Origin of the sequence: Shewanella marina JCM 15074 (genome assembly GCF_000614975.1) — a bacterium.
Taxonomy (GTDB): Bacteria; Pseudomonadota; Gammaproteobacteria; order Enterobacterales; family Shewanellaceae; genus Shewanella; species Shewanella marina.
Genome location: NZ_BALM01000014.1, coordinates 100,451 through 117,006, shown reverse-complemented (window position 1 = coordinate 117,006; position 16,556 = coordinate 100,451). Strand labels below are relative to the sequence as shown.

Sequence of the window (16,556 nt, the reverse complement as noted above, 5' to 3'; positions counted from 1 at the left end):
ATTGATGACGTCATCATCAGCGATATTGGTAATCGTGATAGCGGCAGCGATTTCAGTATCAATACTATAGATATGATCGGTTTCTGCAGTGGCTGCGTTACCCGCTTTATCTGTCGTGGTTACTGACGCATGCACGCTATCTCTGCTTGCACCAGCTAAAGTTGCTCCATCAACTAGGGTCGACCAAGTCAGATCAGCCTTAACCGTTGCTGTGCCCAGAACTTTACCATCCACTGTCAGATGAACAATATCACCCGCTTTAACGTCTTTATCTACCGTACCTGATATAGCAACTTGGCCTTTAGCTTCGGTTGCATTAATCACATCGTCTTCAGCAATCTTGGTAATGGTAATTTCAGCATCAATTTTAGTATCAATACTATAGATATGATCGGTTTCTGCAGTAGCTGAGTTACCGGCCTTATCTGTAGTGGTTACCGACGCATGCACGCTATCTTTAGTTGCACTCTCTAAAGTTGCACCATCAACTTGGGCTGTCCAAGTCAGATCAGCCTTAACCGTTGCCGTGCCTAAGACTTTACCATCTACCGTTAGATGAACAATATCGCCCGCTTTTACATCAGCGCCAACGGTACCTGATACAGCAACTTGACCTTTAGCTTCGGTTGCATTAATCACATCATCTTCAGCAATCTTGGTAATGGTAATTTCAGCATCAATTTTAGTATCAATACTATAGATATGATCGGTTTCTGCAGTGGCTGAGTTACCGGCCTTATCTGTAGTAGTTACTGACGCGTGAACGCTATCTTTACTGGCAGAAGCTAAAGTTGCTCCATCAACTTGAGCCGTCCAAGTCAGATCAGCCTTAACCGTTGCTGTGCCCAGAACTTTACCATCTACGGTCAGGTGAACAATATCACCCGCTTTAACGTCTTTATCTACCATACCTGAAACGGTGACTTTATCTTTTGCTTCCGCAGCGTTAATCACATCATCGTCAGCTATATTGATAATGGTGATAGCGGCATTGATGTCAGTATCAATGCTATAGATATGGTCAGTTTCAGCAGTGGCTATATTATTTGAAGAACCCTGCGTAGAAACAGTAGCATGGATACTTTCTTTACTTGCATTAGATAAAGTTTCACCATCAACTTGAGCAGTCCAAGTATGATCTGACTTCACTATTGCAGTACCTAAGTCTTTGCCGTCCACGCTCAGATGAATAACATCTCCAGCCTTTACATCTCCACCTACAGAGCCTGAAACCGCGACTTGTTCTTTTGCTTCAACACTATTAATAACATCGTCATCTGCGATTTCAGTAATACTGATTGTTGCATAAATATATGGGTGATTAGCATTCGCTATTGCAACATTGTCGTGCTCACCAGTTGTGCTTACAGACGCATCAATATCACATATTGTTACATTGACTAGCTCGCTAGCCAAAACTTCCTTATTCCAAACAAGCTCTCCATTTTTCTCTTCCACATAAGTCGTACATAACGGTATTCCATTTATCGATAACTTAACTTCATCACCAACTTTAACGGAACCACCGACTGTACCACCTATAAGCGCATATTCATCAGGTTTAGCGGCATTAACAACATAATTATTTGAAATCTTGGTAATCGAGATTAGAGCATAGATATAATTGTGATCAGTTTCAGCATAAGCAGTATTACCTGCAGAATCTGAAGCTGTAACACTCGCATGAATATTGTCATTTTTTGCAGAAACTAAGGTCGCACCATCCACTAATGTCGACCAAGTCAGATCTGAATTGACGGTTGCTTTACCTAGATAATTATCGTCCACTGTCAGATGAACAATATCGCCGACTTTAACATCTTTACCAACCGTACCAGAAACGGCTACTTGGCCTTTGGCTTCGGCCGCGTTAATTACATCATCTTCAGCGATATTGGTAATGGTTATAGCGGCATTGATATCAGTATCAATACTATAGGTATGATTAGTTTCAGCAGTGGCTGAGTTACCCGCTTTATCGGTGGCGGTTACCGACGCATGTACACTATCTTTAGCTGCATTTTCTAAGGTCGAACCATCCACTAGTGTCGACCAAGTAAGATCTGATTTGACGGTTGCTTTACCTAGATAATTACCGTCCACTGTCAGATGAACAATATCACCCGCTTTTACATCAGCGCCGACGGTACCTGAAACGGCTACTTGGCCTTTGGCTTCGGTTGCATTAATCACATCGTCTTCGGCAATCTTGGTAATGGTGATAGCGGCATTGATGTCAGTATCAATGCTATAGATATGATCGGTTTCAGCAGTGGCTGCGTTACCCGCCTTATCTGTCGTAGTTACCGACGCATGAACACTATCTTTAGTTGCACTCTCTAAAGTTGCACCATCAACTTGAGCTGTCCAAGTCAAATCAGCATTAACTATAGCCGTACCTAAGACTTTGCCATCTACTGTCAGGTGAACAATATCACCTGCTTTAACATCAGCACCAACCATTCCAGATACAGCAACTTTCCCTTTGGCTTCGGTTGCATTGATTACATCATCATCAGCGATATTGGTAATCGTGATAGCAGCATTGATGTCAGTATCAACCTTATAAGCGTGATCGGCATCTGCAGTTATAGAGTGGCCATATTGATTCGACGTTGTGACACTTGCATGGACACTAAGCGAAGGGTTATCAACTAAGATATGACCCGCAACATTAACGCTCCAAATTAATCCTTGTTCAACATGTGTTTTATATTGATGGTTATCGATTGTTACCGTAACAATATCACCAACTTTAACATCAGCACCTACAAGGCCATGTACAGCAATATCCGTTTTAGCTTCTACAGCATTAATCACATCATCAGATGTTATATTATTAATGGTTATTACTGCGTTGATTTTAAAACTGTTTGGATTAACCTCTTGATAAGGTTCATCATCACTCCCTACAAACTGATGATAAACGGTTTTCCAAATCTCAGGTTGATATTCAGTATCATGACCCGCATTAGCAATTACTTGATCAAAAACATGATTAAAATCATTAGTTATACTTGTATTATCATGTTTTAAAACAATTGGCTCAATATTCAAGTCATTATGTGTAAGTTGAAATATTCCATTATCATTATCTATATTTATACTAGGGTACTCAGATAATAATTTTACTACATTAGGATTATTTAATTCTTGTTCATTAATTACACTAGCATCACTACTAACAATACTGTATAACTTATCACCCAAAAGGTATGTTAACTTACTATGTTCATTAACAATTAAAAGTTGGCCTTTAGTTATTAGCTCGCCTTGTTTTAATTGTTGTAATCTACCATCATCAGACAATACAAATGCATTTCCATTGATAGACTGAATAGAAAAAGAATAATTTACTTGAATAACTTTCATGACAAGCCTTTTTGAAAGGGGGTAAAGAGGCCTTAGACTTAAAATTCTAATACGCTAATTAAATTTTACTAATAATTTGATAATAGTCAATTTTAAGTCGGAGTATGATTAAAATTTAAGGTTAATTATGATTAATTTTACAAACCAAAAACAAACAACATCAAAAGCACATCCACTTACCACCCAGTTATTTAACCATTATCACAGTTAAATAAACTCCACAGTAATAGTGGCCAAAGAGAAATATAAACATTCATTTTAAATAAACCATTTAATAACGAAATTTCATAAAAGGCTACTTAAAAATATATTAGTAGCCTTAAGTTAAATATATATTTAAGAATGTTAATCTATATTAAATACATTATGTTCGAATAGACTTGTAACAATATCACTTGTTGAATTACCTAAATTACTATAAATATCAACAACGTTTTTCAGTTCTACTTGATGAGTCACATTATTATCATTTATTGTCAATATAACATCTTTATCATCAATGGTGGCTAAACTAATATGCTTTAAAATATTATCTATGGATTTATCATCATCCAAAATAGAAGATAAATCTATTTTATCTTGACTCCCTAAATCATTTATTATTGTAACTGACTTTTCTTCAACATTTAGTACATCAAGTTTAAATATATCTATACCATCTCCTCCCCACAAGATGTCTGATCCAACATCTGAGACGAGAATATCATCACCATTTAAACCAAATAATAGATCATTTCCAAATCCCCCTGTCAAAGTATCATTCCCACCAGAGCCGAAAATGACATCATTGCCACCATCTCCAAATAATTTATCAACACCACTATTAATATCATTAGTGGCATCAATCACTAAATGTTGTTGATTATCCTGCATATACTGATACACATTCTCAGTCGTTAACTGCTTGACTTCAACTCCATTAGCTTTTGCAACTACATCATAAAGAATATCTTTTATGCTGGTACCACTATCAATTTTATCTTGAAGGTGTGAAATATCTGAACCATATTGTTGCATTAACCACTCATTATTAAGAGTATCACCAACAATAATATCGTTACCGTTACTACCATGAATAGTATCGTTTCCAGATATTATATTATCGAAAGAATTATTTAGCTCTCCACCTAATTTCGTAATATCTTTCACAATAATGACTTTGCTATCCCCATCATTATTTGAAGTATAACCATCTCCCAAAGAAGCTAGATCTTTAACTTCTTGTGGAATAATATCACTTACATCAGAACCAATAAGTGTTGGAATAATAATAGGATCGAATTTTGTTAAATTATCTCCAACAAGATGTTTAATGGTATTAAGATTAGTACTACCATCAAGTCCATCAGATACAAAGTAAATAACATTTTGGCTATGACTATCACTGAAACTATTAATACCCGCGGCTAATGCCGTATTAAAATCATTAGTTGCTCCCCATGCTATAACTTTATCAAGAACAGTATCTAATGAATTTCCAGAGTTATTAATAAAAGCTTTTCTATCAAAATCCCAGTGAAATTGGACATTATTATCAACTTTAACTGCAAATGTAATTAACGAAAACTTCATGTCTGATAACTGCTGATGATCAAGCACTTCACCATAATGATGAGCGATTTCTAAAATTGATTGTTTAGCTTGTTCAATCCTAGATGATGTATGTAAATCATCGTATGTTAATTGTTGCAGCGAGCCATCGGGTAATCTTATCAATCCATAATATTGTATAACTTTCTTTAAAAAAGTTGTTGAACCAGTCCCCTCATAATAATGAGCCAACTGTTCCATATTGCTAAATTGTAAATAGCTTTCATATTGACCTGAAGCATTTAAAGTAACAATTTCACCTGATGTAAAGCCTTTATTTAAATGGATCATATTGCATCAATAACAGGATTTGCCATAGACCCAGACGTATCTAGAACCAAATTGACATCAATTTTAGGCTGAACAACTAATGAATCACCAACGAGAACATCGTTATAGCCACTACCATAGATAATATTCGAACTCGGTGTATCGACAATGACAACCCCATCTGCACTATAATTTTTGTCAGCATGAGCAGATGCAATATTTTGATATTCATCATGAATAGTAATACTTGCTTCAACATTACCTGTAAAACCATTATTACTATTTGGCACAAAATAACCCGCAGGAACTTTTGCAGAATATCCTAATTGATTACCTGCAATTTCAATCACTTTTGTCTCAAACGTTTTATTGCCAAAATGTAAAGTAACGACATCACCAATTTTAGCATTACCAGAAACATGTCCATTAACATCAATAACTGTATTATTGTCATGTTCAATACCAGTTATTGGTTTACCATTATTAATCGCATCTATGGTCACAACCACATCTAAAACGGCTACCTTATAAACATGCTCTGAATGGGCTGTTATACTATTACCAACTTTATCTGTAGCTGTGACTAAAGCAGTAATATTATCAATAGCGGCATGTGCTAATAAACTTCCTGCAACTGTCAGTTCCCAACTAAGCTTACCCGCTTTATCAATCACTTTAGTCGTTAAGTTTTGCCCAGCAACATTTACAGTAACAATATCACCTAACTTAACATCCCCACCAACCGAACCAGATAATTGAATTTGTTGTGTCGCTTCAGACTCATTAATCACGTTATCTGATGTTACATTATCAATAGTAATACTAGCTGCAATAGTGGTATCGACCGTATAAGCATGATCGGCATTGGCCGTAGCTGAGTTACCAGCGTTGTCAGTTGTCGATACACTTGCATGCACATTGTGTGAACCATTATCGACTAACACTTGACCCGGAACGTCTACGGTCCAGGTATTACCAGCTTGTACTGTCGTGGTATAAGACTTATCACCCACATTAACAGTCACCGTATCACCGACTTTTGCATCGTCACCAACGGTGCCATGTACGGGAATATTGGTTTTAGCTTCAACGGCGTTAATCACATCATCACTGGTGATATTATCAATGGTAATACTTGCCGCAATGGTGGTATCAACGGTGTAAGCATGATCGGCATTAGCCGTAGCTGAGTTACCAGCGTTGTCAGTTGTCGATACACTTGCATGCACATTGTGTGAACCATTATCGACTAACACTTGACCCGGAACGTCTACGGTCCATGTATTACCTGCTTGCACTGTCGTGGTATAAGTTTTATCTCCAACATGGACAGTCACCGTATCACCGTCTTTTACATCGTCACCAACGCTGCCATGTAGGGGAATATTGATTTTAGCTTCAGCAGCATTAATCACATCATCGCTGGTGATATTATCAATAACAATACTGGCTGCAATGCTGGTATCGACAGTATAAGCATGATCGGCATTGGCCATAGCTGAGTTACCAGCGGTGTCAGTTGTCGATACACTTGCATGCACATTATGCGAACCATTATCGACTAACACTTGACCCGGTACTGCTATGGACCAGGTATTACCAGCTTGTACTGTCGTGGTATAAGAGTTATCACCCACATTGACGGTCACCGTATCACCGACTGTTGCATCGTCACCAACGGTGCCATGTACGGGAATATTAGTTTTAGCTTCTGCGGCGTTAATCACATCATCACTGGTGATATTATCAATGGTAATACTTGCCGCAATGCTGGTATCAACGGTGTAAGCATGATCGGCATTGGCCGTAGCTGAGTTACCAGCGGTGTCAGTTGTCGATACACTTGCATGCACATTGTGTGAACCATTATCGACTAACACTTGACCCGGAACATCTACGGTCCATGTATTACCAGCTTGTACTGCCGTGGTATAAGACTTATCACCCACATTAACAGTCACCGTATCACCGACTTTTGCATCGTCACCAACGGTGCCATTTACGGGAATATTGGTTTTAGCTTCTGCGGCGTTAATCACATCATCGCTGGTAATACTTTCTATCGTGATACTTGCCGCAATGGTGGTATCAACGGTGTAAGCATGATCGGCATTGGCCGTAGCTGAGTTACCCGCAATATCTGTTGCAGTAACACTTGCATGCACATTGTGTGAACCATTATCGACTAACACTTTACCCGGTACATCCACAGTCCATGTCTTACCTATCTGCACTGTCGTGGTATAAGTTTTATCTCCAACATGGACAGTCACCGTATCACCGACTTTTACATCGTCACCAACGCTGCCATGTACGGGAATATTGGTTTTAGCTTCAGCAGCATTAATCACATCATCGCTGGTGATATGATCAATGGTAATACTTGCCGCAATGGTGGTATCAACCATGTAAGCATGTTCAGCATTAGCTGTCGCACTATGACCAAAACTGTCTTTTGTTACTACACTTGCTTTAATTTTATGATCTACATTATCAACGAGCAGTTGACCTGCAACATCTATTGACCAACGATCCCCCTCAGCAACCTTGGTCACATATTGAATTGAATCTATTGTAATAATGACAGTGTCACCAAGTTTAACATCATCACCAACAGTACCTTGTACCGTTATGTTTCCTTTAGCTTCATTCGCATTAATAATATTATCAGCAGTTATATTATCTATGTTGATACAGGCATTAATGCTTGAAGATGGATCATTATTGACGGTTGTCGTAAATAGATATTCATAAACTTGTTTCCATGCCGTAGTTTGATATTCAGTATCGTGACCAGCACTTGCAATAACTTGTGAAAATACATTAACAAACTCAGTATTTACTTGAGTTTGATCTTGCTTTACAGCAGTACTCCCATCATTTTCACTATTTAATGCATCAATAATATCAAAGTGATTAGTATGACTAACCTGTAACTCCAAGTTTGGTTGTTCTAATAGAAGATGAATTATTCTGGGTTGTGACAATTGTTCATCAAAATTTAATGATTGGTTAGAGCTAAGCAGTTGATGATTATGACCGTTGAAATCAACAGTAATCTGACAATTATTGTCTGTGATGAGTATTTGACCAAGCTTAACAGTATCCCCTTTAGTGAGCTGTTGTTGTCCATCAGTAGTCAATGCAAAAGCATTGCCGTCTATGGCGTTAATTATAAATGGAGCTTTTACTTGGATTACTTTCATTTTGAGCCTTTTTTAAAATAATTGTTGGCCCAGATTTATATTTAATTTGCTAGCGTAATCTAAACAAATCGAGATTTAGAGTCAATTTATTGACTACAAATGTTTACTCTATTTATCATTAATTTTAATTAATACCACAAAAAGAACATTTACACACATTTATTAACTTTTCCGTCAGATATAGCGTGTTTGCGGATACGATTAGGATAATCGATGGTATTTAATTTATTTAATTTGATCATTTTAAAATTAAATAATAGGATACTCGACCTTAGCACCAGATTGATTAATTTGCCCATTTGTCAACGCAGCAAACATTATTTAAACAAATTAAATACATTAACAAAAACAACGCATAACAATATCGCGTTTCGTATTAAGGCGTGTCATGAAATTAAGTTATAACTTATTGGCCTCTAGTATTTTTCTTTCAATGTTCAATTATGCCCAAGCACAATCATTAGAAGATGCTGTAGCGCAAACCATTAGTTCTAATCCTAATATTAGATCTGAATATCATAATTTTATGATAAAAAAATCTGAAATAGGTGTTAGCCAAGGTCAGTACTTACCCTCTTTGAACTTAGATGGTAAATTTGGTCATAACTTTACTAAAGTTCCAGATTCAAATAACTATGAAGCAAAACAAATAGGATTAACACTTACTCAGTTAATTTGGGATGGCAATAATAGTTATAATAATATTCAAAGAACGAAACAAGAAGCTGAAGCAGAACGTTATCAACTTGGTGTTAAAGTTAACGATATGGCATTAGCAACTGCCGACCAATATTTAAAAGTTATTCGTGCTCAACAAAAAGTTAAATTAAGTGAAAAGAATTATCAAATTCACAAACAATTACAGAGCGATATCGAGAAAAGAACTAATGCAGGTTTAGGTTCGACTTCAGATTTATATCAAGCAAATGCTAGATTAGCCAAATCGCAGAGTTTGTTATTAAGTAGTGAGCAACAATTAGCAGATGTGAAATCTCTGTTTATTCAGCAAGTTGGTTATGCTCCATTAAACTTAGTGATGCCTGAAGTCGACCAACGATTTATGCCTTTGACGCTTAAGGACGCACAACAAACTGCGTTAGAATTTAATCCCGTGATGAAGCTAGCCCTGCACGACGTTCAAGCAGCTGAGTATCGAAAAGATCAAACCCATGGAAATTACTTGCCTAAATTTACAGTTGAAGCAAAACAAACATGGGGTGATGACGTATATGGGCCACAAACAACCGAGAATGATGCAAGTATTTCATTAAATATGCATTACAACTTATTCAATGGTGGTCAGGATTACGCGACAAATAAAAAAGCTGCCTATGATCTTTTGAAAACAAAAGACATAAAAAATAACGCACAATTACAATTAAAGACAGGTACTGATTTAGCTTGGACAGCATTAAACGCCAATCAATCACAATTAAGCTTTATTCAACAACACGTTGAAGCTTCAAGCAAAACGGTATACGCCTATCGCGAACAGTTTAAATTGGGTCAACGTTCATTATTAGATGTTTTAAATACTGAAAATGAATTATACCAAGCAAAAGTTGACTATATTGATACTGAATATCAACGCACGCTTGCTGAATATAGATTGTTAAATGCAACAGGTAAATTATTGCCTGAATTACGAATTACATTAGCTCCAGATTGGCAAAAAGCGATCGATTAAGGATTTTAAATAACAATGAAAAAACTACTTATTATTTCATTACTGCCAATTGTTTTATCTGGATGTGTGTCTTATTCAGAATCAGGACCAGTTAAGCAACAATTTAATTTACAAGATGATGATAGTGATGGCGTGATTAACGCGAGAGATTTATGCCCAGATACAGGCAGTGTTGCGGTAGTAAACAATGATGGCTGCCCATTGCAATTAACCACTCAAGCCAAAGGTGAACTGCATATTCTGTTTGCCAATGATTCGACATATATTAATCCGAGCTATAATAAACAAATTGAAACTATGGTTATGCTGATGCAAAAGCATCCACAGTTAACTCTCATTATTAATGGTTATGCAAGTAAAATTGGTCAATCAGCATATAACCAAAACTTATCATTAAGACGAGCAAAACAAGTCGAACAACTTTTTGAAGTACATAATATTGCAGCATCTCGCTTAAAAATTGTTGGTTTTGGTGACACTAAACCCATACTCGCTCAGGATGTTGACGAAAGTTATAAACTCAGTCGACGTGTAACCGCCAAGCTAGTAACTAACGAACACATTCAGATAGATAAATGGAATGTATTTAGTAAATAATAGCAAGGGCTCCTAGGAGCCCTTTTTGATCGAGTCTACAAATGAACAAAAAATCCGGTATCTCATCTGCTCATATCGATTATATCGATAACAGAACAGCGGCTCTATTAATCAAAACGCCAAAATATACTCGTATCACCATCTATTTGATTATGGCATTAATGCTTATACTCGTTATTTGGGCGAGTTTTGCCAAAATTGACAAAACAACTTCTGGCACCGGCCAAGTCATCCCCTCAACCCAGCGCCAAATTGTACAAAACCTTGAAGGCGGTATTATCAAGCAAATGTATGTGCATGAGGGTGAAAAAGTTAAAAAATCTCAAAAATTAGTCTTAATTGATGATACCCGTTTTCTGTCTGACTTCAGAGGCAGACAACAGCAAGTGCTGTCCTTAAAAGCAGATATTCTTCGTTTAGAAAGCTTATTGACTACCATCACGATTAATCAAGATGATATTGGTGAACACTGGCAACAAAGCGTTATTGTTTCTGAAAAACCACTTAATTTCGATGATAACCAATGGTTACAAGACACAGATCTAATCACTAGACAACAAGCACAATACCATGATGCGTTAGCGAATATTGAAAACCAATTAAGCTTAGTCGCCAAACAAGTTAAGCAAAAAAACCAACAGTTAGCAGAAGCTAAAGAACGATTAAAAACACTAGCATCCAACTTACATTTAAGTAAAAAACAATATCAAATGTCTAAGCCATTGGCTAAGCAAGGTATTGTATCTGAAGTTGAATTAATCAAACTTCAAAGACAGATTAATGATAATCAAAAAGATTACACCACTACTGAGCTACAGTTGCCGCAGTTAAAAGAATCAATTCAAGAGAACATATTAAAACGAATCGATATCGCCTTAAAATTTAGAGACAGTGTTCAAGAAAAACTTAACACTAATAACGATAAACTCGCCGATCTTAGTGAGCAACAAGTATCTATAAAAGATAAGGTTAATCGTACTATGGTTACCTCACCGGTGAATGGTATTGTCCAAAAAATCTATGTCAGCACTATCGGTGGTGTTATACAACCTGGAATGCCACTTATTGAAATTGTACCATCAGGCGACTCACTTGAAATTGAGGTTAAAATTAGTCCGAGTAATATTGCATTTCTACGGCCAGGCTCGATGCGATGGTCAAATTAACGGCATATGATTTTGCAACATTTGGCGGCTTACACGGCAAGGTTACAAGCATTAGTGCCGACACGACGCAAGACAAAAAAGGCAACGATTTTTATCTCGTCAGAATAAAAACTGACACAAATTATATCTTAAGCCAAACCGGAGCTAAATTACCCATCATTCCGGGTATGACAGCTAACGTAGATATTATTACAGGTAAAAGAACGATATTAAGTTACCTACTCAATCCACTACTAAGACTTCAACAAACTGCATTAACAGAATAAGGGATAGTGATGAAAGATCAGTTATTGGCTTCTTTAATATATATTTGTCGTCACTATAATAATCATCTGCCAGCGCAGGCATTGGTATATGACTTACCCCTAATAAATGGGCAACTTACGCCTCATTTACTCGCTACAGCTGCAGAGAAGGCAAAGTTAGTATGTGAACCAGCTTCACTCGATTTAGGTAATTTAGATAATTTACTATTACCTGTAATCGCTAGATTAACCAATGGTGGCTATGCCGTCATTACCGAAATATCTGTGCAACAAAGAAAGGTACTGGTACATAGCGCCGCAACCGAATTAACCCAATGGCAAAACTTTGAACACTTTAACGAAATTTATTCAGGCGAGTGCTATTTATTTAAACCAGAATATCAATTTGATCAAAGAACCCCGCCTGTGCTTGAAAATGAAAAACAGCGCTGGTTTTGGGATACATTACGAAAATCATCTGCAATTTATAAAGATGTATTATTAGTCTCTATTTTTATTAACTTGTTTGCCATTGCTAGCCCGCTATTTTCTCGAATAGTTTATGACAAAGTCGTACCTAACCTCGCTTTTGATACCTTATGGGTACTATCTTCTGGGGTGCTCATTGTTATCTTATTTGATTTTATTTTTAAATCAGTAAGAAGCTATTTTATTGATATTGCAGGTAAAAAATCAGACCTACTCATTTCATCAGCCATATTTTCAAAAGTATTATCGCTAAAAATGGCCTCTAGGCCCAACTCTATCGGCGTGCTTGCCAAACACATGCAGGAATTTGAGTCTATAAGAGAGTTTTTTACTTCAGCCTCAATCGCATCACTGATTGATCTCCCCTTTGCGCTATTTTTTCTACTGATCATTTGGATTATTGGTGGGCCAATTGCTATCGTGCCGGTCGTAGGCATGCTGCTTTTACTTGCTTATAGTCTGCTAAAGCAGAAAAAACTAAAGCAATCCATTGAAGCGGGTTCACGTTTATCATCACAAAAAAACGCGACCCTAATTGATGCCCTGATTGGTTTAGAGTCAATCAAATTATTCAATCTGCAAAATCGGTTTCAATATCGATGGGAAGAATCCGTTGCTAATGCGGGTAATTGGAGTATTAAAACTCGAAAAATAACTGACTCAATAAGCCATGTAGCATCATTTATACAGCAGTCAGTCAATGTGGTGATGATTATTGTCGGTGTTTACCTTATCTCCAAAGGTCAACTCACCATGGGTACGTTAATTGCGTCAACCATGTTATGTAGCCGCGCTATTGGACCATTAGTTCAGATTTCAATGCTATTAACTCGTTATAGTCAGGCTAAATCCTCGCTTACTATTCTAGAAAACTTAATGCAACTAACCTCCGAGGTAACCCCAGACAAACAGTACCTCAACCGCAGTCACTTAGCAGGAAATGTAACACTTGATAAGGTGAGTTTTAGTTACCCAGAAGCTGAGGCCGTAACGTTAGATAATCTAAGCCTTTCAATTAAAGCAGGGGAAAAAGTGGCTATATTAGGCCGAGTGGGCTCGGGCAAAACAAGCTTATTAAGATTAATGAGTGGATTGTATCAACCGCAATCAGGTGCGGTCTTAATCGACGGCACAGATATCAATCAGATCCATCCGGCTAACTTACGTCAGCAAATGGCATGTGTACCACAAGAAACTAATCTCTTTTTCGGTAGCGTTAAAGATAATATTACCTTAGGCCGTAATGTCTCTGATGAACAGATTATTGCCATCAGTCAAGCAGTAGGCATAGATCAATTTACTGCTCGACACCCGAGTGGACTCGATCGCCAAGTTGGTGAAAATGGTCATAATTTGTCTGGGGGTCAAAGGCAGGCAATCGCTATTGCACGCGCCTTGATTACACCAACTAATTTAGTCGTACTTGATGAACCTACCAGCCATCAAGATAACCGCAGCGAAGCTATAATTAAACAACATCTTGCCAGCCTGCCAGCCTCAACAACCTTGATACTCATCACCCATAAGTCGAGCATGCTAGACCTCTGTGATCGGATAATTATTTTAGAGCAAGGTAAAGTAGTTGCTGATGGCAACAAACAAGAAATTTTAAGTAAATTCAATAAATAACCTTCCTTAGCCATCATTTTGAAACTCATTCAGAGCAAAATGATGGCTAAAAAATCTTGCAAACTTCCCATTTTTCTTGTGAATATAAGACAAACATCTAGAAATCCATTACACTAGCGCCCTTTTGTTTTAAGCAACTAGCCTTTTGCGCTACGTGTTAGCATCAAATTAAAATAGGAGCGCCTATTTAAATGCGCCTTAAACTTTGTGTTATTTTGGGAAGTGTTGCTTTACTTTCTGGTTGTCAAAATTTTACCGCAGCTGAAAAAACAGTTGTAAAACCGGCTCCAGCAGTGATTAACCAACCAAAAGTTGAGCCTAAAATTGTCATTGAGCAGCCTGTTGTCATCACAGATGTATGGCAACGTATTCGTGATCAGCTTTCTTTTAATGTACCGGATGAAAAACTCGTTAACCAATATCGAGACTGGTATATCAAACACCCGCAACATCTAGAGCAAATTTCAGAACGCGCGCAACCTTTTATGTTCCTTATCGTAGAGGAAATAGAAAAGCGTAACCTGCCTATCGAGTTAGCATTACTGCCAATTATTGAAAGCGCATTTGATCCATTTGCCTATTCACACGGTGCAGCATCTGGGCTATGGCAATTTACATCGCCAATGGCAACCCATTTTGGCTTAAAGATGAACTGGTGGTATGACGGCCGTCGTGATGTACCAGCAGCTACAGTTGCCGCCTTAGATATGCTTGAATATCTATATAACAAAACAGGTCACAACTGGTTATATGCTATCGCCGCTTATAATACTGGTGAAGGTCGAGTCATCAATGCTGTAAAGCGCAATAAAGCAAGAGGCATCAGTACTGACTTCTTTAGCTTAAAACTGCCGACAGAAACCCAGCGTTATGTTCCGCAATTATTAGCCTTATCAGAAGTACTCAGTGACCCTAAAAAGTACGGCATAGATTTAAAGCCAATACCCAATAAGCCGCAAATTAAGGTCATCGATTTAGATAGCCAAATTGACCTTGCCTTAGCGGCTAAATTGGCAGGGTTAACCACCAATGAATTACATCGCTTAAACCCAGGCTATAATCGTTGGGCAACCTCGCCTGATGGCCCATATAATTTAGTCTTACCCGTAGATAAAGTTGCCCATTTTGAAACTATGTTGGCTCAAACCCCAGCAAATAAACGTTTAAATTGGTTACGCTACAAAATTAAATCAGGTGATAATTTAGGCCAGCTAGCCATCAACTACCACACCAGTATTGATGTGATCCGCAAGGTCAACAAAATCAAAAACAATAATATTGTCGTTGGCAAATATCTACTGATCCCGGTTGCTGCACAAGATTCCGATCTTTATGCACTATCAATGGATCAACGCCATGCCAATAACAGTAATAAAAAACGTTCAGACTACAAATTAACCCATACGGTTATAACTGGCGATTCACTTTGGAAAATTGCCAAAAACTATAAAGTTAAAATTAGCCAGCTAGCAAGTTGGAACAATATGGCTCCAAAAACGCCATTACAACTTGGTCAAAAGTTAGTGATTTGGTCACAAAATAATGATGGTAACGCGATTATGCGAACCATTAGCTATAAGGTCAGGAGTGGTGACTCATTAGCGCGTATCGCTAATAAATTTGATGTAAAACTTGCTGACTTAATTAAGTGGAACGACTTAAACAGTAAAAAGTATTTGCAGCCAGGACAAACACTTAAGCTACATATTGATGTAACCAAAGCATCATAATCAAAAAATCTCATAAAAAACGCCTCCTAATTTGGAGGCGTTTTTATATCTATCAATATAATGATTAAAACTTATATTTAACAGGTGTCATCATGTCAGCTTTTTCACCTACGATTGGCATACTATTTAAGGTAGCAACTAAATAGTCTCCCTGACTGATGTGCTGATAAATATCATCAGGTATGGTGAATTTAATAGTGGTAGAATGCCCCACATTTAACTCAACTTCAGCTAAAGCTTGAGTAAACATTTTACCCGTAGACCAGCGCCATATTTGCTGACCTTGGCTATTAAACAACGCGATATCACCACGTTTCCCCGAACGGAAAATTAAGTTGATATCTTCAACTGACGCATTAGTTGCCGTCAGTGTAAAGTCATGACCATCTTGTATTAAAGCCCCTTGTAAAAGTGACTTTTGCAACACTAACTCTGGTTTAACTGACTTGTCAGACATAATGGTAAACTTCGGTTTTTGATTGACAGGTTTAGTCGTCTCTGGCGTCTGAGCCACCGAATTTTGGCTACAACCAGAAACAACCGCTAACATCGAAATCACTATATATGTCTTCATC

Annotated in this window: 10 protein-coding genes; 6 read left to right on the top strand and 4 right to left on the bottom strand. The window is 37.4% G+C overall.

The annotated features are described in order from the left end of the window. The 3 genes from JCM15074_RS12195 to JCM15074_RS23630 all read right to left on the bottom strand — a co-directional run. A partial coding sequence (locus JCM15074_RS12195; RefSeq protein WP_025821454.1) for an Ig-like domain-containing protein occupies positions 1-3,372 on the bottom strand: 3,372 nt, incomplete at its 3' end. A 345-nt stretch (positions 3,373-3,717) separates the two neighbouring features. After that, complete coding sequence (locus JCM15074_RS12190; RefSeq protein WP_025821453.1) at positions 3,718-5,253, bottom strand: calcium-binding protein; 1,536 nt, start codon at positions 5,251-5,253, stop codon at positions 3,718-3,720. Beyond that, positions 5,250-8,438 carry an Ig-like domain-containing protein gene (locus tag JCM15074_RS23630; protein ID WP_025821452.1) on the bottom strand — a complete coding sequence of 1,063 codons (3,189 nt, stop codon included), beginning with the start codon at positions 8,436-8,438 and terminating at the stop codon, positions 5,250-5,252. The genes JCM15074_RS12190 and JCM15074_RS23630 overlap by 4 nt, the downstream gene beginning before the upstream one ends. Before the next feature lie 388 nt (positions 8,439-8,826). Between JCM15074_RS23630 and JCM15074_RS12175 the strand changes: the two genes are divergently transcribed. The 6 genes from JCM15074_RS12175 (at position 8,827) to JCM15074_RS12155 (ending at position 15,981) form a co-directional block, all read left to right on the top strand. Further along, positions 8,827-10,125, top strand: coding sequence for a TolC family outer membrane protein (locus JCM15074_RS12175; protein WP_025821450.1), 1,299 nt, complete (start codon positions 8,827-8,829; stop codon positions 10,123-10,125). Positions 10,126-10,140: 15 nt separating this feature from the next. Further along, a complete protein-coding gene (locus tag JCM15074_RS12170) occupies positions 10,141-10,722 on the top strand; it encodes an OmpA family protein (RefSeq protein ID WP_025821449.1) in 582 nt (193 codons plus the stop codon). Positions 10,723-10,763: 41 nt separating this feature from the next. Then, entirely contained in the window at positions 10,764-11,888 is a 1,125-nt protein-coding gene (locus tag JCM15074_RS22010; RefSeq protein WP_199899803.1) for an HlyD family type I secretion periplasmic adaptor subunit, read from the top strand. Then, positions 11,876-12,154, top strand: a complete 279-nt coding sequence (locus tag JCM15074_RS24590) for a beta-barrel domain-containing protein (protein WP_199899802.1) — start codon at positions 11,876-11,878, stop codon at positions 12,152-12,154. Before JCM15074_RS22010 ends, JCM15074_RS24590 begins: the two co-directional genes overlap by 13 nt. Positions 12,155-12,163: 9 nt before the next feature. Continuing rightward, positions 12,164-14,251, top strand: a complete 2,088-nt coding sequence (locus JCM15074_RS12160) for a type I secretion system permease/ATPase (protein WP_025821448.1) — start codon at positions 12,164-12,166, stop codon at positions 14,249-14,251. Positions 14,252-14,442: 191 nt separating this feature from the next. Next, positions 14,443-15,981 carry a lytic transglycosylase gene (locus tag JCM15074_RS12155; protein ID WP_025821447.1) on the top strand — a complete coding sequence of 513 codons (1,539 nt, stop codon included), beginning with the start codon at positions 14,443-14,445 and terminating at the stop codon, positions 15,979-15,981. A 64-nt stretch (positions 15,982-16,045) separates the two neighbouring features. On the opposite strand, the gene JCM15074_RS23625 is transcribed toward JCM15074_RS12155, so the two are convergent. Next, entirely contained in the window at positions 16,046-16,555 is a 510-nt protein-coding gene (locus tag JCM15074_RS23625) for a BsuPI-related putative proteinase inhibitor (protein WP_159105288.1), read from the bottom strand. Position 16,556: the final 1 nt, after the last annotated feature.